General features: G+C 44.4%; 13 protein-coding genes. All 13 read left to right on the plus strand.

Annotated features, from left to right (window positions below):
- Positions 1 to 52 precede the first annotated feature (52 nt).
- The 13 genes from AC58U0_RS16580 to AC58U0_RS16640 all read left to right on the plus strand — a co-directional run bounded on the left by AC58U0_RS16580 (position 53) and on the right by AC58U0_RS16640 (position 20,991).
- Complete coding sequence (locus AC58U0_RS16580) at positions 53 to 6,529, plus strand: OmpL47-type beta-barrel domain-containing protein (protein ID WP_497380088.1); 6,477 nt, start codon at positions 53 to 55, stop codon at positions 6,527 to 6,529.
- Between the two features lie 273 nt (positions 6,530 to 6,802).
- On the plus strand, positions 6,803 to 7,249 hold the full coding sequence (locus AC58U0_RS16585) for a GNAT family N-acetyltransferase (protein ID WP_497380089.1): 447 nt from the start codon (positions 6,803 to 6,805) through the stop codon (positions 7,247 to 7,249).
- A 412-nt stretch (positions 7,250 to 7,661) separates the two neighbouring features.
- Positions 7,662 to 8,354, plus strand: coding sequence for a putative endonuclease domain-containing protein (locus AC58U0_RS16590; protein WP_497380090.1), 693 nt, complete (start codon positions 7,662 to 7,664; stop codon positions 8,352 to 8,354).
- Positions 8,355 to 8,556: 202 nt separating this feature from the next.
- Positions 8,557 to 9,339: an amino acid ABC transporter substrate-binding protein gene (locus tag AC58U0_RS16595; protein WP_497380091.1), complete on the plus strand. Its 783-nt coding sequence runs from the start codon at positions 8,557 to 8,559 to the stop codon at positions 9,337 to 9,339.
- 12 nt (positions 9,340 to 9,351) lie between these two features.
- Positions 9,352 to 10,032 carry an amino acid ABC transporter permease gene (locus tag AC58U0_RS16600; protein WP_497380092.1) on the plus strand — a complete coding sequence of 227 codons (681 nt, stop codon included), beginning with the start codon at positions 9,352 to 9,354 and terminating at the stop codon, positions 10,030 to 10,032.
- Positions 10,033 to 10,044: 12 nt separating this feature from the next.
- A complete protein-coding gene (locus AC58U0_RS16605; RefSeq protein WP_497380093.1) occupies positions 10,045 to 10,797 on the plus strand; it encodes an amino acid ABC transporter ATP-binding protein in 753 nt (250 codons plus the stop codon).
- A 127-nt stretch (positions 10,798 to 10,924) separates the two neighbouring features.
- Positions 10,925 to 12,565 (plus strand): putative bifunctional diguanylate cyclase/phosphodiesterase, encoded by a 1,641-nt coding sequence (locus AC58U0_RS16610; protein ID WP_497380094.1) that lies wholly within the window; start codon positions 10,925 to 10,927, stop codon positions 12,563 to 12,565.
- Positions 12,566 to 12,672: 107 nt separating this feature from the next.
- Positions 12,673 to 13,641 carry a quinone oxidoreductase family protein gene (locus tag AC58U0_RS16615; RefSeq protein WP_497380095.1) on the plus strand — a complete coding sequence of 323 codons (969 nt, stop codon included), beginning with the start codon at positions 12,673 to 12,675 and terminating at the stop codon, positions 13,639 to 13,641.
- A gap of 684 nt (positions 13,642 to 14,325) precedes the next feature.
- Complete coding sequence (locus AC58U0_RS16620) at positions 14,326 to 15,522, plus strand: MDR family MFS transporter (protein ID WP_497380096.1); 1,197 nt, start codon at positions 14,326 to 14,328, stop codon at positions 15,520 to 15,522.
- Positions 15,523 to 15,633: 111 nt separating this feature from the next.
- Positions 15,634 to 16,698: a Gfo/Idh/MocA family protein gene (locus AC58U0_RS16625; RefSeq protein WP_497380097.1), complete on the plus strand. Its 1,065-nt coding sequence runs from the start codon at positions 15,634 to 15,636 to the stop codon at positions 16,696 to 16,698.
- 30 nt (positions 16,699 to 16,728) lie between these two features.
- Positions 16,729 to 17,589 carry a sugar phosphate isomerase/epimerase family protein gene (locus tag AC58U0_RS16630; RefSeq protein WP_497380098.1) on the plus strand — a complete coding sequence of 287 codons (861 nt, stop codon included), beginning with the start codon at positions 16,729 to 16,731 and terminating at the stop codon, positions 17,587 to 17,589.
- 40 nt (positions 17,590 to 17,629) lie between these two features.
- Positions 17,630 to 18,499: a sugar phosphate isomerase/epimerase family protein gene (locus AC58U0_RS16635; protein ID WP_497380099.1), complete on the plus strand. Its 870-nt coding sequence runs from the start codon at positions 17,630 to 17,632 to the stop codon at positions 18,497 to 18,499.
- A gap of 824 nt (positions 18,500 to 19,323) precedes the next feature.
- Positions 19,324 to 20,991 carry a sensor histidine kinase gene (locus AC58U0_RS16640; RefSeq protein ID WP_497380100.1) on the plus strand — a complete coding sequence of 556 codons (1,668 nt, stop codon included), beginning with the start codon at positions 19,324 to 19,326 and terminating at the stop codon, positions 20,989 to 20,991.
- Positions 20,992 to 20,996: the final 5 nt, after the last annotated feature.

Raw genomic sequence — 20,996 nt, forward strand, 5'->3', positions numbered from 1 at the left:
ACGCTTTATTTATGGGTGGTTGACGAATATGATTGGAAAGGAAGGATTATTAATGAGTCGAATGAGAGGTTCGCAGTTTCTATCTGTTTTCCTATCTTTTTTAATGGCATTTTCGGTATTTACGGTATTCCCCGGTAATGCAAAAGCGGACACGCTGCCGATACTTCCAAACAGTGGATTCGAGCAGGTTTCCGGTGGAAAGCCTCTGAACTGGTCCGTTATGAGCGGGACAGTGACATCTTCTACGTACACGGTACACAGCGCAGTCTACAGCGTGCAGTTAACGGATAATAGCAGTACGGCATCCGTCGGTCTGCGCAGTCAGAAGATCCCGGTTACGGTTGGAAAGGAATATGAGGCTTCCGTATATTCTTACAATGCACAAGGCAGCTCGTCCCTTTACTTGGAGTTTTGGGATGCGAGTAACACGCTCATCCTTTTTCCAACTGCCACTAATAATACTGTAAATCAGTGGAAGCAGCTCGGAATCAGTCAAACTGCGCCAACAGGAGCTGTATACGCAAGCCTGAGAGTCTATTCAGGTCAAGCGAACATCGGAACATCCTATTTTGACGATGCGGATTTCCGGGAATTGGTGAAGGATCCGAACACGCCACTCAGGAACGGAGGAATGGAGAATACGATTGATGGAATGCCCCGCTATTGGGATTCTATCTTCGGCGGTAATATTACATCCTCCATGGAGCGGAAACGCTCGGGAGATCGCAGCATTAAAATGGTGGATACGAGCGCAACCGCTGGCATCGGAGTCCGAAGTCAGAAAATGCCAGTTTCAGCAGGGGTGAAATATGAAGCGGAAGTATTTGCCTATGACGAAGCCGGCGCCTCTACCATTTTTCTGGAATTTTGGGATGCCGCCAATACCAATTTAACGAACGTGATAACGGCTAGCACTACCCAGAATGAATGGAAGCCGATTCGTGCGGTAGGTACTGCGCCAGTTGGGGCAGCTTACGCCACGATAAGATTGTATCTGGGGGGTACTAACATCGGTACGAGTTATTTTGATGATGCCAAATTCGGGGAAGCCGCTCCGGACCCAAGTCCCTATTTGAATAACGGCAGATTCGAGCTGTTGGAGAATGGAAAGCCAAGCAATTGGCGTGGGGTCGACGGCACTGTGGATGTATCCAGCGAGAAGGCCTACGACGGAGTCCGCAGCATCAAAATAACAAATGCCGGGGACCAGTCGGCAGGACTGCGCAGTCATCTCATTCCTGTTTCACCCGGCGTTGAATATACGGCAAATGTGTTTGCATTCACGGACTCCGGGACAGCTGAGCTGAAGGTCGAATTATGGGATGCGGACAAAGTCTTCCTTTCATCGATATCTCAGACGGGTTCGTCTAGTAACGCTTGGACGCCCATTACGCTTAAGAGCGTTTTTCCGGCTCAAACCGCCTATATTAGCCTGAGATTAGGCACCTCGCCGCCAGCCGGAGGAACCGTATATTTCGATAACGCGACATTCATTAGGTCTGGTGAACTGGTGAATAGCAAAACGAGGACAACACTGTACAGCCAGGAGAAGGTCACGGCCGCCAGGCAAAATATACAGCAGCTGCAATGGGCAAAGAGCTTGAAGGATTCGGCAGTTTCAAACGCGGATAAATTTCTGGCTAAAGGACTGGACTTCTTGTGGAACGCGGTTCCCGGTCAAAGGCTTCCTCGCAGTTATGCCGTTAATCAGTCGTTAGGAAGTCCGATAACCGGCGAGGAGGTTAAAAAATACGGGAACTATCCTTATCGTATTGATCCATTGAATGACCCTTGGAAAATTGTAGATCCGAGTGCAAAAGACAAAGACGGCAACCTTTACCGCTTTCCGACGAATGACTTCGGAGCTTATTACCAGAGCGGTTTGGATGAACATGGCATCTTCCAACCGGAGCTAGCGGACCGAAGTCTGCTTGTAAACACACTCTATCCTGAAAAGGGACCCACTTGGGGAGTTGACGACGGCTTTGGTTGGGTAGATGAGCAAGGAAAACGGTATACATTCATCGCCTACTATGTCCACTGGTCATGGTACGGGGGAGATTCTCTGATTCAGCGTTCGCTAAATGCATTCCGCGATGCTTATTTATATACGGGGGACATCAAGTATGGCCGTGCCGGTTCGATATTGCTAGATCGGGTGGCGGATGTTTATCCGGAAATGGATATAAGCAAGTTTGACAGAGCGGTGTTTCTAAATTCATCGGGCAAATCTGTCGGCAATGGTAAAGTATTAGGCGGCATTTGGGAAACTGAATTAGTGAAGTCGTTTATTAGTGCCTACGATGCTTTATTCCCGGCACTCGATGACCCGGAAATCGTTCAATTTCTGAGTGCGAAGTCGACGCAATTTCGATTGGTAAATACGAAAAATTCCGGAGCAAACATTCGTCGGAATATCGAAGATGGTATGATTAAGCAAGTATTTCCGGCAGTAAAAAAGACGCAAATACTTGGCAATGACGGCATGCATCAAAGTGCTCTGGCCATGGCTGCTGTTGTCTACGATACAATGCCTGAAACGAAAGAGTGGCTGGACTTCATTTTTCAGACAGGAGGAGTACTTGCCAATCCGACCCGATTGACAGGTGGGAATATTCTAAATTCACTTGTTTCGGACGTTGACCGAGATGGGAACGGTAATGAAAGCGCGCCAGGTTACAATGCTTTGTGGCTGGTGAATCATCGGTTGACGGCCGATATTTTGGAGGGCTATGATTTATACCCGCAGGCCGATCTGTATAATAACGTGAAGTTTAGAAAAATGTTCTCCGCTATGAGTTCGCTTATTTTAAGTGAAAAATTTACAGCAAACATCGGGGATACGGGCCGAACCGGAAATCCATTTATCATTGAGCGGATGACAGATTCCGTCAAAGCGTTTGAAAAATTCAGCGATCCGATTTATGCACAGCTGGCCTATTTTCTGAACAATAATACGACGGATGGGATTCATAAGGATGTATTTTCCTCTAGTCCTAATGCGATCGCGGGTCAAATTCAAGAGGTTATTAACGTCAAAGGTCCACTGAAAATGGAGAGTGCAAATAAGAGCGGATATGGATTCGCCGCGCTGCGGGACGGTGATAACCCGAAAGTCGATTATGGAACGAGGATTGGGTTTAGCGGCATGAACGTGTCCGCACAAAGCGTACCGACGAAGTTTGTTGAGGCTACTAGTTCCATCCAACTTGCGGCAGCCCAAAGCGGGGAAACGGCAACATTTGAATTTAATGTTCCAGCTACGGATGATTATGAGTTGGCTTTACTCCCCGTAAAAGCTCAGTCTAATGGCATTTATCGTATTTCCATTGATGGGCAATCCGTTAAAGAGATGGATTTTTATGGGATGGATACAAATGAATATGAGATTATCAACCAGATGAACCTTACACAAGGAATGCATACCATTTCTTTCGAGGGCATCGGGAAATATCCGTTATCCAGCAGTTTCAATCTGGACGTTCGCGTATTGAATCTGCTAAATGCGCAGGCGCGAGCTCAGCGGGATGCCCACTTAGACGCGAATAACACGCTTCGTGATGAATGGATGTTCTATGGACGCAATGTAAGCCACGGACATGCGGACACGTTAAACGTTGGATTTCACGCGTTTGGTCTCGATTTGTCGCCAGATTTGGGCTATCCCGAATTCTCCGACAGCGTCGATATGCATCGGGCGCAGTGGGTCGTCAATACGATCAGCCATAACACGGTAGTCGTAGACAAGCGGAAACAGAACACAAATCTATGGGCTGCGGAAGCTAAGCGTTTTGACGATACGGACTTGGTGAAGCTCATTGATGTGGAAGCACCTAAGGTATATCCGCAGACGACGTTGTATAAGCGGACTACGGCCATGATCAAGGCAGATGACAAGAACTCCTATACGGTTGATCTGTTTCGGGTAAAGGGAGGCAATGATCATTATTTTAGCTTCCACGGAGCAGAAGGAACGGTTGCGACGGAAGGGTTGAACTTGGTTCCGCAAGCAACAGGGACGTATGCGGGAGCGGACGTACCTTACGGACAAAGAGTCGATGATGCCGCAGGGGTCGGCTATATGGGCAGCGGGTTTCATTATTTGAAAAATGTGGAACGTGATGGATCTCCGTCGAATAAATTTAGCGTTGACTGGAATGTGAAGGATACTTGGAATATGTACGGTCAAGGCAGCGGGGCAGCAACAGACGTTCACCTAAGATTGACGATGTTAGGCAGTGTTAATGATGTAGCGTTGGCCGACGGAGTACCGCCGCAGAATAAGATTGGCAATCCGAAAGATCTCCGGTATTTGGTCGCTCACCGCAGCGGCACTAGCATCGATAGTTTATTTACTTCGATCATTGAGCCGTATAAAGGAGAACGCTTTATCAACTCGATCACGCCATTGATCGTTAAGATGAACGGACAGACCGTGGATGACAGCGGGGTTCGAGCAGTTCAAGTGAAATTGAAAAACGGTAGAACCGACTATGTTGTTAGCAGCTTGGATTCAAGCAAAGCTTACACGGTTGAACTGCCTGATACCGCATACTCTTTGGAGTTTAAAGGCTTCTTCGGCGTATATTCGGTGCAGGAGGATGGAAGTGCGAGCACCTATTTGCACGACGGCTCGTATATCGGAAAGAACAATGAAATCGGGCAGGATCGGGTTGGAGCCGTTACCGGAACAGTTGTGGACTTTACGAAGGATTTGTCACCGCAAAATGAGATCATTATCGAAGCTTCTGGGCTTTTCAGCACCCCTGCCGATTTGATTGGTAAGAGCATCACCATTCAGAATGACGGCGTCCGCTATGCGTCTTACCGCATTAAGGATGTATCCGTCATGGAAGGAACCCGCTTGAAGCTCGATATAGGGGACATTACGCTTGTCCGATCCTATAAAGATTCGAATGATTTCAGTAAAGGATTTATCTATGATATTGCAAGCGGTGCTTCATTTAGGATCCCGCTGACGTACAGATCAAGTCAAGTTGCGCAACCACCAGCAGATCCAAGTCTTTCTGCAGATATCACAGCACCGACCAACACCGATGTTACCGTTACGATTAGCTTTCCGGCTGAAGCAGCGGTGAGAGAGTACAAAGTAGGTGCTAGCGGCATATGGACAGCGTACACATCGCCAGTAGTCGTTTCTGAAAATGGCATGATCTTTGCAAGAGGAACAGATGCGGCAGGCCATGCGTCGAATGTTACCAGCTACACAGTGAATAACATTGATAAAATAGCTCCGAGTACAACAGCCAGTTTGAGCCCGGCACAATCGGACGGACCAAATGGTGCTTATACGGGGCCGGTTACAGTAAGTTTAAGTGCAGTGGATGTTGATTCAAGTGTGATGAAAACAGAATACAGTCTGGATAATGGGACTACATTTCAGCTATATACATCACCTGTTACGTTGGATAAGAAAGGTCAATATACCTTGATCTATAAGTCAACGGATCAAGCGGGGAATGTTGAGTCTGTGCATCAACTTAGTTTTTCGCTTGCCACAACCGCTGTAAAGGTTGAGTTAAAAGACAGTAATGGCAATCCGCTCAGCGGCGGAGTAGTGAAATACTACGATGGAGGCTGGAAGGATTTTGGTGTGACAGACGCTAGCGGCAGAGTAAGTAAATCCATAGCAGACAAAAGCTACACCTTCGGCATTACGTACGAGGGAACCTATAAGGAGAAGGTGCAAAATACCGGAACTGATGCGGTTGTCGTATTCCAGACGGTAAAAGCCAAGGTGCAGCTGAAGGACAGTCAAGGAAATCTAATGGACAGCGGCAGCGTGAAATACTACGCGGGAGGCTGGCTGACGATTGGCCAAACAAACGGTGGAGAGATCAGTAAGGAGTTATTGCCTGGTTCTTATACCTTCGGTATGAGCAACGAGGGAGCATATAAGGAAAAGGTACAGAATATCGGAACTGATCCAGTAGTCATATTCCAGACAGTCAAAGTTAGAGTACAATTGAAAGACAGCCAAGGAAATCTGATGGACAGCGGCAGCGTGAAGTACTATGCGGGAGGCTGGCTGACATTTGGTAGTACGACTGGCGGAGAGATCAGCAAGGAGCTATTGCCTGGTTCTTATACCTTCGGCATGACCAATGAGGGAGCATATAAGGAAAAGGTACAGAATATCGGAACTGATCCAGTAGTCATATTCCAGACAGTCAAGGTTAAAGTACAATTGAAAGACAGCCAGGGAAATCTGATGGACAGCGGCAGCGTGAAGTACTATGCGGGAGGCTGGCTGACATTTGGTAGTACGACTGGCGGAGAGATCAGCAAGGAGTTATTGCCTGGTTCTTATACCTTCGGTATGACCAACGAGGGAGCGTATAAGGAGAAAGTACAGGATATAGGAACTGACGCAGTGGTCGTATTTCAAACGATAAAGGTCAAGGTACAACTGAAGGACAGCCAAGGAAATCTGATGGACAGCGGAAGTGTGAAATACTATGCGGGAGGCTGGCGGACGATTGGCCAAACAAACGGTGGAGATCAATAAGGAGTTATTGCCTGGTTCTTATACCTTCGGTATGACCTTTGGGGGATCGTACAAAGAAATTGTAAATAACATAACAACAAACCCAACGGTAGTATTCCAAATGTAAAAGGACTTACTTCTAACAGGTACATCCTAAATCAATCAAAGTTTTGGTGGAGAAGCGCGCTATAGTGGCGGCTTCTCTTTTTTATTTCGAATAACGTGCAATAATTATATTGAATATACATGCATATTTATGTATAATTATGCATTATCGAATGGAGGGAATTATGAATGCCACTTATCGTGAGAGACGCAGAACCTGATGATGAAATCAGATTGACCGAATTAATGTATGAATACATCGTTGGATTTTATCAGAAACCTAGGCCAGCCGATGGAAAAATACATAAGTTGATTCAAACCCTTTTAGAGAAACAAGTAGGCATACAGTTTGTCGCAGAACAAGATGGAAACCTAGTCGGCTTTGCTACCTTATACTTCGCATTTAGTACGATGAAAGCAGACAAAATTACCATCATGAACGACCTTTTTATCATTGAGCCATATAGAGGTACAGAAGTGGAATCGGAACTGTTTTTAGAATGTCAAGGTTACTCAAAGGATCAAGGCTATGCCTATATGTCTTGGATAACAGCTCCTGATAATATACGAGCTCAGCAGTTCTTTGACAAAATGGGCGGGGTTCAAGGGGAGTGGGTTAACTATTCCATCGTCTGAGTAATCTGACCGCTGATCCGCTCGAACTAGGCGGAAGGGCTTATTTGCATTTACTGTGGGACACTGCGGCGCCCTCGAACTAATAGGCGCGGAAACCGCGCTTTCAGAGAGAGCTGCGCGAGCCGAAGCTCGCCGGCAGAGCCTGAGAAGTCGGAAATCGACTTCTCAGCAGTCAGTCCCGCATGCCTCCGATTAAATAAACGTTCATCACTCGATGAAATGGACGGTTTTAGCCGAACGAGACGAACGAAAAGGAAATTTTGCCTCTCAAACATAATTGTTAAATTTTATGTGATATGCTATCATTGTATTAAATTAATATCAAACGGTTGTGAAGCACACACCGCTTTTCCGTACAGCGTTAGCTGTCTGGAGGAGCGGTTTATTTATTTTCTGGAGGTGGTATCTAATAATGAATGAATTTGAAAAAGCACATGAAGCCTTTTTAGCTAAACACATTTCGATAAGGGAAGGGGAAAGGTTAAAGCGACTTAAAGAAGGTCATGGACATGCGGAGAAGTTGTTTCTTGAGCAGATTTGGTGGAGCGCGTTTGGACATTTTCAAGACTTGCATCCAGAATATGAAATCAAAGATTTTCGCGACGGTACGCGTTTTTTGGATTTCGCCTTCCTTCGCAACTCTCTCAGACTAGCGATTGAAATTGATGGCTTTGGTCCCCATTTCACTGATATTAGTCGCTCTCAATTCTCCGACCAATTAATTAGACAAAACCACCTAATTATAGATGGTTGGAAGATTTTCCGGTTCTCTTATGATGACGTAAAAAACCGACCTCGCATGTGTGAGCAATTCATCCAGCAATGTATTGGCAGACACTTTGGCGATGTATTTAACCATGTAATAGAGCTGAATTATTTAGAAAAAGAAATCATCCGTTTTGCCCATGCGTTAGGAAGAGCAATCAAACCTGCTGATGTTCAAAAACGATTTCAGTTCCGACAAAGAAAAGCACAAGAAACTCTTAAAGGGATGTATCAGAAATCAATCCTTGAACCAACAGGGGAAGGCCATGCTCGTGTTCGAAGCTATAGAGTAGCACAGCACGTTCTTTCGAGTTGGGAAGATTTGGAGGGTTGGGGCTGAGAAGCAGATTTCCGGCCTTCAGATTCTACTGATGGGCTTCAGCTCGTGGCTTGTTAATCTACGAATCCGTACTAATTCTGATTCGGCTTATACTTTTCTCTGGTGTACATTTTCCCCACTACAATTTTTTTACTTAAAATTCCTTCACATGGGGAATAATACCTTTAACTCAAAAAAGGGTTATTTCACAGGGGGTATTAGGATGAAAAAATTATTCGCAACAACAGCAGTTACGGCATTGCTTCTGACTTCAATAGGCTGTAGTACGACTAAACCAAACGTAACACCGTCTGCATCTTCGCCGAGTAAGGCCGAAATTACGATCGGCACAGAAGGCACTTATGCACCTTTCACTTTTCATGATAAGGCTGGCAAGCTTACGGGTTTTGATGTTGAGACGGCAGAAGAGGTATGCAAACGGATTGGCATGACGCCGCGTTTTGTTGAAACCAAGTGGGATGGCATGATTGCAGGACTCGATGCGAAACGGTATGACATGGTAGCCAACGAGGTGGCTGTTCGCCCTGACCGTTTGGAGAAGTACGACATGTCTACGCCTTATATTGTTTCTCGCGCTGTTCTTGTGGTGCATGCCAATAATACGAATATCAAGACGTTGGATGACCTTAAAGGCAAGAAAGTTGGACAATCCCTCGATAGTAATTATCGGAAAATAGCGGAAGAGCACGGTGCGGTAAATACAGTTGTGGAGGGTTTTAATCAAGCGATTGATCTTCTGACTTCGGGCAGGATCGATGCGACGCTTAACGATAGTTTGTCCTATTTGGATTTGAAAAAGCAGCGTCCCGAGCTGCCGATCAAAACGGTGTATGAAGAGCCGTCCGCGACCAGCAACGCCTTTTTATTCCGTAAAGGAAGCACAGATTTAGTTAGTAAAGTTAATAAAGCTTTGGCAGACATGAAATCGGACGGTACATTGGTTCAAATTTCGCAAAAATGGTTCAATGCAGACGTAACGAAGTAAGGACATAGCCTAATGACAAATGAACGTCTAGAGCGAATTATAGGGATCCTGTCCGATTCCTTCTTACCTATTATAAAGGCGGGGCTTACGTACACAGTTCCGCTTACTTTAATCACATTTGCACTTGGACTTAGCTTAGCTTTCATCACGGCGCTTGCTCGATTATCGGATTTTGCCATTCTACGTACGATAGCGAGATTCTATGTTTGGGTTTTCCGCGGCACGCCATTGCTCGTCCAGCTGTTTATTCTATTTTATGGTTTTCCGAGTTTGGGAATAACGCTGGATCCTTTTCCGACAGCTATTATCGGATTCACGTTAAATAAAGGAGCCTACAGCTCCGAAATTATTCGCGCCGCGATATTGTCGATTCCCAAAGGCCAAAGTGAGGCCGCTTATTCGATCAATATGACGAAATGGCAGGCGATGAGGCGCATCATTTTACCCCAGGCTGTGCGAGTCGCTATTCCTCCATTAGGAAATTCCTTCATAAGTTTAATCAAAGATACTTCTTTAGCCGCCACGATTACGGTTACGGAATTGTTTCAGAAAGGGCAGCAGATTGCAGCTGTTACTTATGAGCCATTGTGGCTTTATATCGAGGTAGCCTTCGTTTATTTAGTTTTCAGTACCGTTCTTTCCTATTTCCAATCCAAGCTTGAAATCCACTATGAACGAAACATTGCCAAGTAAGGGGGGGCCAGCATGATTCGAATGGAAGGTATACATAAACATTTTCATGACCTCCACGTCTTGAACCATATTAATTTGGATGTTGAAAAAGGGAGCACGACCGTTGTGATTGGACCTTCCGGTTCCGGCAAAACGACCCTATTAAGATGTCTGAAATTATTGGACTTTCCAGATCAGGGGACCCTCTCGATAGCCAAAGCGACAATGACATTCTCAGGTGAAGTCAAATTGAATAAGGCGGACATCCGTTCCATCCGTAAACACACGGGTATGGTGTTCCAGAACTATAACTTATTTCCCCATCTAACCGTCTTGCAAAATATTATGGAAGGCCCTGTTATTGTCCTTAAAGAATCCTCGAAAACTGCTAAGGATAAGGCTTTATCCATCTTAGATAAGGTTGGACTTAGTGATCGTGCCGATCATTATCCGCATCAGCTATCCGGCGGACAACAACAACGGGTAGGGATTGCTCGGGCCATGGCGATGAATCCTGAGGTCCTATTATTCGATGAACCAACGTCCGCGCTTGACCCGGAATTGGTAGGCGAAGTGCTAAAGGTGATGAAGGATCTAGCTTTCGAAGGCATGACGATGGTTATTGTGACACATGAGATGGGCTTTGCCAAAGAAGTGGCGGACCAAGTTGTCTTTATGGATCAAGGCGCGATTGTGGAAAGAGGGACGCCAGCCGACATTTTTGATGCTTCAACGAATGAACGGACCTTGCAATTTTTGAGAAAAGTGAATCGGAAATCAGATTAAAATGAATAGGAGAAGACAGTCTTTAAAAGAAAGTATGGAAGGAAAATGAAGTTTTCTGTCGAATGCTATATTCCAGTCAACTTAGAGACAGTTATAAGGTTGTTGTGAGTATAGAGGAGTCGTTTGTATGATAAATCCTGCGAATAAATTACTTGATGTTAAGACACTCCTAAGCATGATGGATAATATGGAAGACTCGGTTTACATCATGAGTGTTGATGGATCGGATTTCAAATACTATTATGTAAATCGCGCTGCTACGAACTTTAGCGGAATTACAATGGATGCTGTTGGACTAACATTTTTTGATTCAAACTCGAGCCAGATGGCGAACTACTTACATAAGAAATATACGAGAGTTGTTACCGAAAGACGAACCATTAAGTACGAGGATGGCGTTGTGCTGCCCAATGGTATGTTAAGCGGAGAAAGTATACTTACACCTATTTTCAATGAAAGCGGTGACATGGAGTTCATCGTCACTGTCACTCGTGATATTACCGAGCGCAAACAACACGAAAATTTGCTTTATCATTACGCCTATCATGACGATCTTAGCAAGCTATATAATCGAAGATTCCTGCTTGAGCATGTGCATAATCCAGCAATCATTTATTTACTTGATCTGGACTATTTCAAAAACATTAATGATATCTTCGGACATGATGTAGGTGATACCGTACTCGTGGAGGTCGCTAATCGTCTTGTTGAGAAATTTGGTGCGGAGTATACACTTGTACGATTAGGCGGGGATGAATTTGTCGTTGTAGCAATGGGGGAATCTGGATCAGCAGAGGAGACTGCCGACCAAATTAATCAACTTTTTGCGGCTGCCTTTACAGTAAATGATCATCCATTGAAGTTAAGTGTAAGTATTGGTGTAGCTCAAAGTGTGAATAGTGAAACTGTCCAAACCCTTTTAAAACAAGCGGACATTGCCTTGTATAAGGCCAAAGGGGCGGGTAGAAAAAGATATCATATTTACGAAGCTTCATCTAAATACGACCACGTTGAGAATTTCATTCATGAGATTGCTCTCTCTAGCGCGGTTGAAAAAGAAGAATTACATATGCTTTATCAGCTTATTTACAATCCGGTTCTGGAGGAATTCATTGGAGCTGAGGCTCTGCTAAGATGGAACTCTGCCGACATGGGAATGATCCAGCCGAATGACTTTATTCCGGTCGCTGAAGAAACTGGTTTGATTATTCCGATTGGATACTGGGTCATCCGGCAAGCTTGTAAGGATTGGCATCTTTTAAAAGCGGTATACGGTCATCAATTTAAAATTTCAGTCAACATTTCGAGGATTCAATTAAACGAACATCTTTTCGTTGATCAAATGCTTCAAATATTGAAAGAAGAGCATATGGACCCACGTAGGATAGAGTTGGAAATAACAGAAAGCACAACGATTCATTCGATGGAAGATGTCCAACAAACGTTGCGAAGATTGCGTGCTGAAGGCTTTACTATTGCCTTAGATGATTTTGGAACCGGCTATTCCTCGTTAAGCATGTTAACTTTACTGCCGATAGATAAGTTAAAGATTGACAGGTCTTTCATTTGTGAAATGAATGTCTCACTGATTTCAGCCATTTTAGCCATGGCCCAAGCACTGAACCTGCAAGTAATCGCAGAAGGCATCGAGACGTATGAACAATATAGGATGTTAAAGGAAATGAATTGTTGGGGAGTACAGGGTTATTATATCAACAAGCCAGCCCAACTTGCCTTATTACCCAAAGAGGCGGTTATTACAAAGTAGATGAGAGGTCAACGTCCAGTGTACGCGCTGGTGATGTTGATCTTTTTTGCTTTACTAGAGGAATATGATACAATTTTTTAGCAAGATTAGCCTGTTGGAGGTAGTCAATGAAAGCACTAATTTTTGAGCAGTTTGGCGGGCCAGAGGTCCTGCAATATGTAGACATTCCTGAGCCCAGCTTAGAACTAGGCCATATCCTAGTGAGAACGGAAGCCATCGGCTTAAATTTCGCCGACATATATAGGAGACGAGGCAACTATCATTTGGCTGGACAACCGCCTTTCATTTTAGGGTATGAGGGTGCCGGCATTGTCGAGCGAGTAGCTTCGAATGTGGACCAAATCAAGGTCGGAGATCGAGTTGCCTTCGTGGATGTTCCTTTTGCCAATGCCGAATTGGTTGCTGTGCCAATAGATCGTGCTATACCTTTGCCTATATATATCACGTTCGAACACGCCGCGGGTATATTGCTTCAGGGAATGACGGCGCATTATTTGGTGAATGACAGCTATTGCGTTCAATCCGGCGAGGAAATCGTCGTACATGCTGCAGCAGGTGGCGTTGGACAGATTTTGACACAGCTATGTAAAAGTAAAGGCGCACGAGTCATCGGTTTGACCTCTTCGGAAGCTAAAAGGGAAATAGCCTTAAAGGCCGGTGCAGATGAAGTTCTAAGTTACGACAGCGATTGGGTAAATGGGGTCAAGATTTGGTCCAATGACAGTCAAGGCGTAAATGCGGTATACGATTCAGTAGGATCCACGTTAATGGATAGTTTCGCTGCTGCCAAAACGAAAGGGACAGTCATTTTCTATGGCATGGCTGGAGGAGATCCAGCTGTTATTGACCCAAGAATGCTCATGGACACCTCAAAGACGCTGACGGGAGGGGACCTGTGGAACCATGTGACCACCTTGCAGAATCGAATCGAGCGTTCAAGTGAACTATTTGATGCACTGCGGCGAGGGATTATTCGAATAGAGAACCTTACATGCTTTCCTTTGAAGGATGGAGCGGAAGCCCACAGACTCTTAGAGAGCAGGAAAAGCACAGGGAAAATCTTATTAATCCCTTAACAGGGAAAAGGCGGCTGTCGCAAAAGTGCTCGCATGATTGAGCATGTCCCAAATTTAAACAAAAGAACCTCCAATTCCACTGCTAAAGTGGTGGGAGATTGAGGTTCTTTTTACATATGAATCTGATTCTAAGTGGGGGTTCAAAAATCATGAATTGACTTTTGGGACAACCCCTTTTTGGACTTAAGAAAATTATAAGTGAGAGAGTCGATTCATTCATTCTTGTTCTACAAGCAGAAGTCTTATATCGAAATCCATTGTGATATAGGCTCACTTGAGGCTGCTGGATGAATGAATTGCAGAAAGTACAACAATTGCTGCCTAACCCCCTATTTTCTCCCTTCCATGTTGCATTACGTACAACAATTGGGCCCTAATCAGGTCATTTCTCAAGAAATGGGCTCAAAATGTTGTACACACTGCAACTTCAATATGCAAAATAGCCTTTTTGCGTGTAATTTGTTGCAAAAAATACAACACTTGTAACCACGAGAGCCCCATTTACCCTCACGAGCGCACTTATGTTTGAAATTGTGTGATCACTAAAACGATAAGAATATAACAATGAAAACAGCAATAATATACCCAAGCTTACATAAAGAAAGCCCATATACAATCCTTGTTAGATCATGTATCTTGTAAAAATTGACACATCGCATCGTACAAGGAAATGAGGAAATGCTCTTGTTAACAGCTATGAATAGGCTAACCGCTATTAAACTTCCTTTTTGGGTCATGTTTATGAATACATTCAGCATGGCGGTCGGATTTTATATGATGATTCCTCTGCTTGCTTCGTATTTACTGCATGATCTACTGCTAACTGTCACGATGGTTGGCGTCATATCGGCTATCCGCAGCTTCAGTCAACAAGGGTTGTCTGTTTTCTGCGGCACATTGGCCGACAGGCTTGGGTATAAGCGTACGATTTTGATAGGTTTGTTTATCCGTACGTTCGGTTTCGGATTATTCGGATTCGTTGATCATATCCCGGGTTTAATCCTAGCATGTTTCTTCTCGGGTTTAGGCGCAGCATTATTTCAACCAGCCAGTTATGCCTATTACGCAGCGCTTTCTACACCGGAAAACCGCATTACGGTATACTCGATACGTGAATTGTTAAGTAATTTGGGATTTGTGGTGGGGCCGATACTGGGCGCGTTTTTATTGGGTTTTCATTTTCAATATGTGAGTATAACGGCCACACTGATTTTTGTATTTTCGTTCATGTTAAGTCTTTTCTTTTTACCGCAGATTAAATCTGAACCAACAAAAGCCGAATACGTAGGTATTTTGCCACAGATGAAAAAAGTGCTGCAGAACCGCAGTTTTATACGATTCATGGTGTTTACTATGATATCCTGGTCGCTTGTAGCACAGCTATACATTGCCGTTCCATTTCGAGTGAATCAGATTGCTGCAGGAGCCAATATCGGGTTCATTTATAGCTGCGGAGCCATTGTGATGGTACTATTGCAGGTTCCTTTTTCTAAATTAAGTCAGACTAAGATGCAGCCCTTTGGCGTGCTGTCACTAGGTACGTTACTTATTACGGCGGGGCTGTTTACAATTGGGATGTCGGGCTCGATGTTGGGGATTTATGCGGGGGTCATTTCATTAATGCTCGGGCAAGTGTTTTGGCAGCCAATGATGAATACAATGGTGTCTGAATTCGCTGGGACTGGAAGTATAGCCAGTTATTTTGGTTTTAACAGTTTTGCTTTATCCATCGGCGCTATGATTGGTAATGTTGGCGGGGGTTATTTGTACGACTTGGGGAGCATGCTCGGTTGGGGCGCTCTACCTTGGTTCAGCTTCTTCATTGTTGGACTTGCTAATATTTGGTGTATGCTCATAGAACAGAGATCTTATTCTAAATGAAAGCCTTTTTTTGACCATATAATCCATGGATATGCTCATCCTATGCATTCTACCTCAGCAAAAATCATGCTATCCTGATTGCATATGACACGAAGGAGGCAAGTATTTACAATGAGCGTAAATAAATTGAAAATTGGTGTAATCGGTGCAGGTTCGATTTCCGATATGCACTTTGAGTCCTATGTGAAGCAAGCAGACGCAGAATTGGTCGCCGTATGTGATTTGAATCGTCAAAGAGCGGAGGATAAAGCCGCCAAGTATAATGTGGAGCATATTTACACCGATTATCGGGAACTCCTGGCCAATCCAGAAGTGGATGCTGTAAGTATTTGTACATGGAATAATACACATGCTGAGATTAGCATTGCAGCTTTGCGTGCTGGTAAGCATGTTTTAGTAGAGAAACCGCTTTGTAAAACCGTAGAAGAGGCTGAGCGTATTCAAGACGCTGTTCGTGAAACAGGGAAAATTTTGCAGGTTGGTTTTGTACGTAGATATGATACCAATGCTCAGCTCGTTAAGCGCTTTATCGATAATGGTGATTTGGGAGAATTATACTATGCCAAAGCTTCGTGTCTTCGTCGATTAGGTAACCCAGGAGGCTGGTTTGCTGACTCGGAACGATCCGGCGGTGGACCTTTAATCGATATTGGTGTTCATGTAATTGACTTATGCTGGTACTTAATGGGGAGACCGAAACCTGTATCGGTCAGTGGTCATACGTATAACAAGCTTGGGAATCGGGCGAATGTACGCAATCTTTCCTTTTATAAAGCAGCCGATTATAATGTTGATTTGAATACGGTTGAAGATATGGCCAATGCCTTAATTCGGTTTGAAAATGGGGCTTCCCTTATGGTTGATGTTAGCTTTACCCTTCATGCCAAAAAGGACGAGATCGCGGTCAAGCTGTACGGAGATAAGGGCGGAGTGGAATTGGAGCCTGAGCTTGTCCTCGTCACGGATATGCTGGATACCATTTTGAATGTAGCGCCACAGACAGATAGCAAATCGATTAACATAACAGAAGCTTTTAATCAGGAGATCAGTCATTTCTTATCCTGTTGCAGGACTGGGAATTCACCGATTAGTCCAGTTGAAGATGGACTTACCATGATGAAGATTCTTTGTGGTATTTATGAATCAGCTGCCAAAGGTCAGGAAATCAGATTATAACGATCTAGGATCAGAAAAGGAGGAACGGATATGAAACTTGGCGTTAGTACGTATAGTTTATTTCAAGCTCTGAAGTCTGGAGAAATGGACATTTTTGGTGCTATTGATTGGATTGCTGACCAGGGTGGCGAACATGTTGAGATTGTGCCCCTTGGCTTTGATTTACCTGGGAATTTGGAGCTTGCAGATGAGATTCGCCTTAAAGCCCATTCGCGTGGCATCGAAATATCTAATTATGCGATTGGAGCAAACTTTCTAACAGATTCTCAAGAGGCCTATGAACAGGAAATTAAACGGGTCAAAGGGGAAGTTGATCTCGCTGCAAGGCTTGGTGTACAAAGAATGCGCCATGATGTCGCATCAAGTGAGGATCGTTCTATTGCGAACTTTAACAAAGAACTTGAACGTATGGCGGAGGCCTGTCGGCAAATTGCTGATTATGCTTCGCAATATGGCATCATAACGAGCGTTGAGAATCACGGATACTTTGTGCAGCATAGTGACCGCGTTCAAACGTTAATTCAAGCCGTAGACCGTCCTAATTTCCGCACAACGCTAGATGTGGGCAATTTCATGTGCGTAGATGAAGATTCCGTTGCAGCGGTGAAAAATAATCTGCCCTTCGCTTCGATGGTCCATGTGAAAGATTTTTACCTTCGTCCTTCGTACCAAAATCCAGGCAAGGGTTGGTTCCAGACCCTACAGGGTAATCATTTGCGCGGCGCTATTGTGGGCCATGGTGATATTGATATGAAAGAAGTACTGCGCGTTATTAAAAGCTCCGGCTATGACGGATTCATTTCCTTGGAATTCGAAGGCATGGAGGAATGCAAAATGGGTACGATGATTGGGTTGCAAAATATTAGAAGGCTATGGGAAGATGTGGAATAGGCATTAAAATTCAGCGATACGAAAGGTGTGTTGATGCAATATGGGGAATCCAATTGGCATTATGGTTGACAGTCTGCGACTAGGTTTGCGCGATGGTTTGAAGAAAGCCAAAGAGCTTGGTGCTGATGGAGTACAAATATATGCAGTCTCAGGCGAGATGGACCCGGCGAACTTATCACCTCAAGCGCGCAAGGAATTGAAAGCTTACATCGAGTCGTTGGGGCTTAGCATCTCTGCTTTGTGTGGGGATTTGGGCGGTCATGGCTTCCAAGATCAGTCCGTGAATGCCGACAAAATTGAAAAATCAAAGCGCATTCTCGACCTTGCGGTTGAGCTGGGAACCAAAGTCGTAACCACTCACATCGGTGTCGTACCTGAGCAGGCCAATGGCCCTATTTATGAAACGATGCTGCATGCGTGTGAGGAATTAGGCGTGTATGCAAGCAGCTTAGGAGCTTACTTTGCCGTGGAAACCGGTCCAGAAACAGCTGCACATTTGAAAAACTTTCTAGATTCGTTGTCTACTAAAGGTGTTTCCGTTAACTTTGATCCAGCGAATATGGTGATGGTGACTGGCGATGATCCTGTTCAAGGGGTTATCACGTTGAAAGATTATATTGTCCACACGCATGTGAAGGACGGTGTCCGACTGCGTCAGGCTGACCCTCGTGAAGTCTACGGTTCACTGGGTTATCAACCGATGAGTCACGAGCTTATCGCCGAGGCAGCGACATCAGGACCCTATTATCGAGAGCTCGCGCTAGGTGAAGGTCATGTCGATTTCGGTCGATACTTTCAAGCGCTTCGTGACATTGGTTACACGGGCTATTTGACCATTGAGCGTGAAGTTGGGGAGAAGCCTGAAGTAGATATTGCCAACGCGATTGCGTTTATTAAGAAATATCAATAATACATCAGGAAAGTATCGGTATCATCAGTGAATTATCGGTATGCAACGGCGAATTATCAGTGAATTATCAGAAAATCATCTGTAACCCATCAGGAAATCATCAGAATTTCATCAGAAATTCATCTGTAACTCATCAGGAATGACAAGAACTTCGCAATTTTGCGGGTTCTTTTTTTTTCGTGCTCGGTATGGTCTGCCGAGAAGTCGATATTCGGCTTCTCAGACTCTGTCGACGAGCTTCGGCTCGCGGAGCTCTGGCTGTGAGCGCGGTTTTCGCGCTTATTGGTTCTTTTAGGAGGACGGTAGGAGACGTGTTGCTTCGGGTTTGACCGAGATAAGAGGCGGGAGTATGAAGGCTGAGAAGCTGTTTTCCGGGCTTACAGCAACAAAGAGCGATGAGTATTGGTAATAAGCTCGAAAACTGAGCTTAAGTCTTGTATTACCCGATTTTGCCTCTAAAACAGGAATTATGTCAATCCCTGTTTTGAAGCTTCTCAAAGTGAGCTAAAACGAGTTTATGTGCACTAAAGTAGAATTTTTTGCAGGAAATTTATGGTACAAAAGGATGAATTTTTTTATAGCATTGAAATCCCTTTCAGTTTTTTATTCGCCAAATGGTTAGGTCTATGTAATCAAAACGTCTAGACCTTTACTCCTGAAAATCGTTAATTTCCATTTAATGAGACACAAAACTACAAATAATACGAAGTATATAGTCATATACAGCCCTTTTGACTGTAAAAATTTAACTGTTATGATAATGGTAAACTTGGGTATTGTTTAAGGAACCAAATACAAATATCGGTTAAAGGATGATTACACAGATGAGGAAGATGTTCTCTGGTGAAAGTAAAGTCTTTTACTTGTACCGGTATATTTCGCTCGCAGGAACTTCGTTAGTGTATGCCATCGAGGATCGTGGCCCCCCATTACGTTTCAAAATTGGCATCATCTTGGTGCTATTCATCTTTGCCAAGTGGATTACGGACATGTATACCCAAAGTGGCCAAGCCTCTCGCACAATTAAAATAACCGTAGGCTTGGAAATGACTGGGATGATGATCCTGCATCTTCTAAGCGGCGGTATGGACAGTCCGTTCCTTTGGTGCGTATTCAATCCCGCATGGATGGCTGCCAGCTACCTCTCCTCTGTCTACTGCTGGTTTATGATGCTGAGTTACTTCTTATTCGTCACCGCATTTTCCTACTTTTTTGCCAATGACCAGACGCAAACGCTAGCCACTATGTTATTAAATGAAAATCGTTTTTACCTGATGCTATTATTCATGACCCTCTCTATTCAACTATTAGCTGGTGTCAAAAGTAGGCTTGAAATTGCGAACGCTCGAACCACGGAGACGATGGAGCATATGAAGTCGCTGTATCAAATCGTGGAAGCAGCTACGCATAGTGAATCGGAGAATTTGAAAATTATTTTTGCAGAATTTGCGCTAAAGCTGACCAAGCTCAAGATGTCCTTCTTCTGGGATGTTAATGGGAGTGGGAATGGCGGCCACGATCATCTGATTACTCAGGGTATCACCCCTGTTGGCGTAGAAGCTTCCCTGTCTACTGCTATTGAAAATCATGCGGCCGAACTTAGACAGCTAGATAGCTGTATGGTGATGAGCCTTCCTGAGCATGGTGATTTTCTTGTGATTCCCATCAAGTCGTCGACCCGATTCTGGGGAGTGATGGGAGTTAAGGTCGAGCGCTCCAGCTATGAGGAAGGCAGACATTGGTTTGTTAAACAGCTATATTTTCTATCTGAGCTGTGCGCCGTCATTTTGGAGAGGCATCAGCTCGAGCGTATTGAGAACCAGTTGATGATTATCGAGGAGCAGAATCGGATTGCCGACGAGATGCACGACAGTGTTTCGCAGTACATTTTCGGAATTGTGTATGCCGTACATTCGCTCAGTCGCAAATGGAAAGACATTTCAACAGATCAGATTAAGGAGCAGTTGCAAATTATCCAAGAGTCATCTGTAGCGGCATCTCAAGAACTTCGTTCAACCATTTATAGTCTTAGTTCTAGGAAAAATGGCGGTGCTTTTTGGATCACAACCGTTAAATCTCATTTAGACAGCTTGTCCAAGCTGCACGCTGTGAAAGTAACCTTAAATGTGACTGGCGATGATCATGGTCTGCAGGTCAATTATCAAAAGGCTTTGTTCAGAATCATATCGGAAGCAACTGGAAACGCCATTCGTCATGGCCGAAGCAGTCACATTCAGGTAGATCTGAGTATGAAGTCAGATGAGGTAAGGCTTTCTGTCTTGGATAACGGAAGTGGATTCAGTGTTGCAGAACGGCTGTCTGATCCTAAGGTATCCGGACTTGGTGTGAATAACATGGAGCTGCTTGTTCAGTCTTTTGGCGGAACGATTAACATTCAGAGCACGAAAGGAAAAGGTACACATATTCAAGTGACCCTCCCATCCGGGCATCAGGATAAAAAGGAACTAAATGAACTTCAGATGATGGGCTAAAACAA

The organism is Paenibacillus sp. J31P190, from assembly GCF_059692075.1.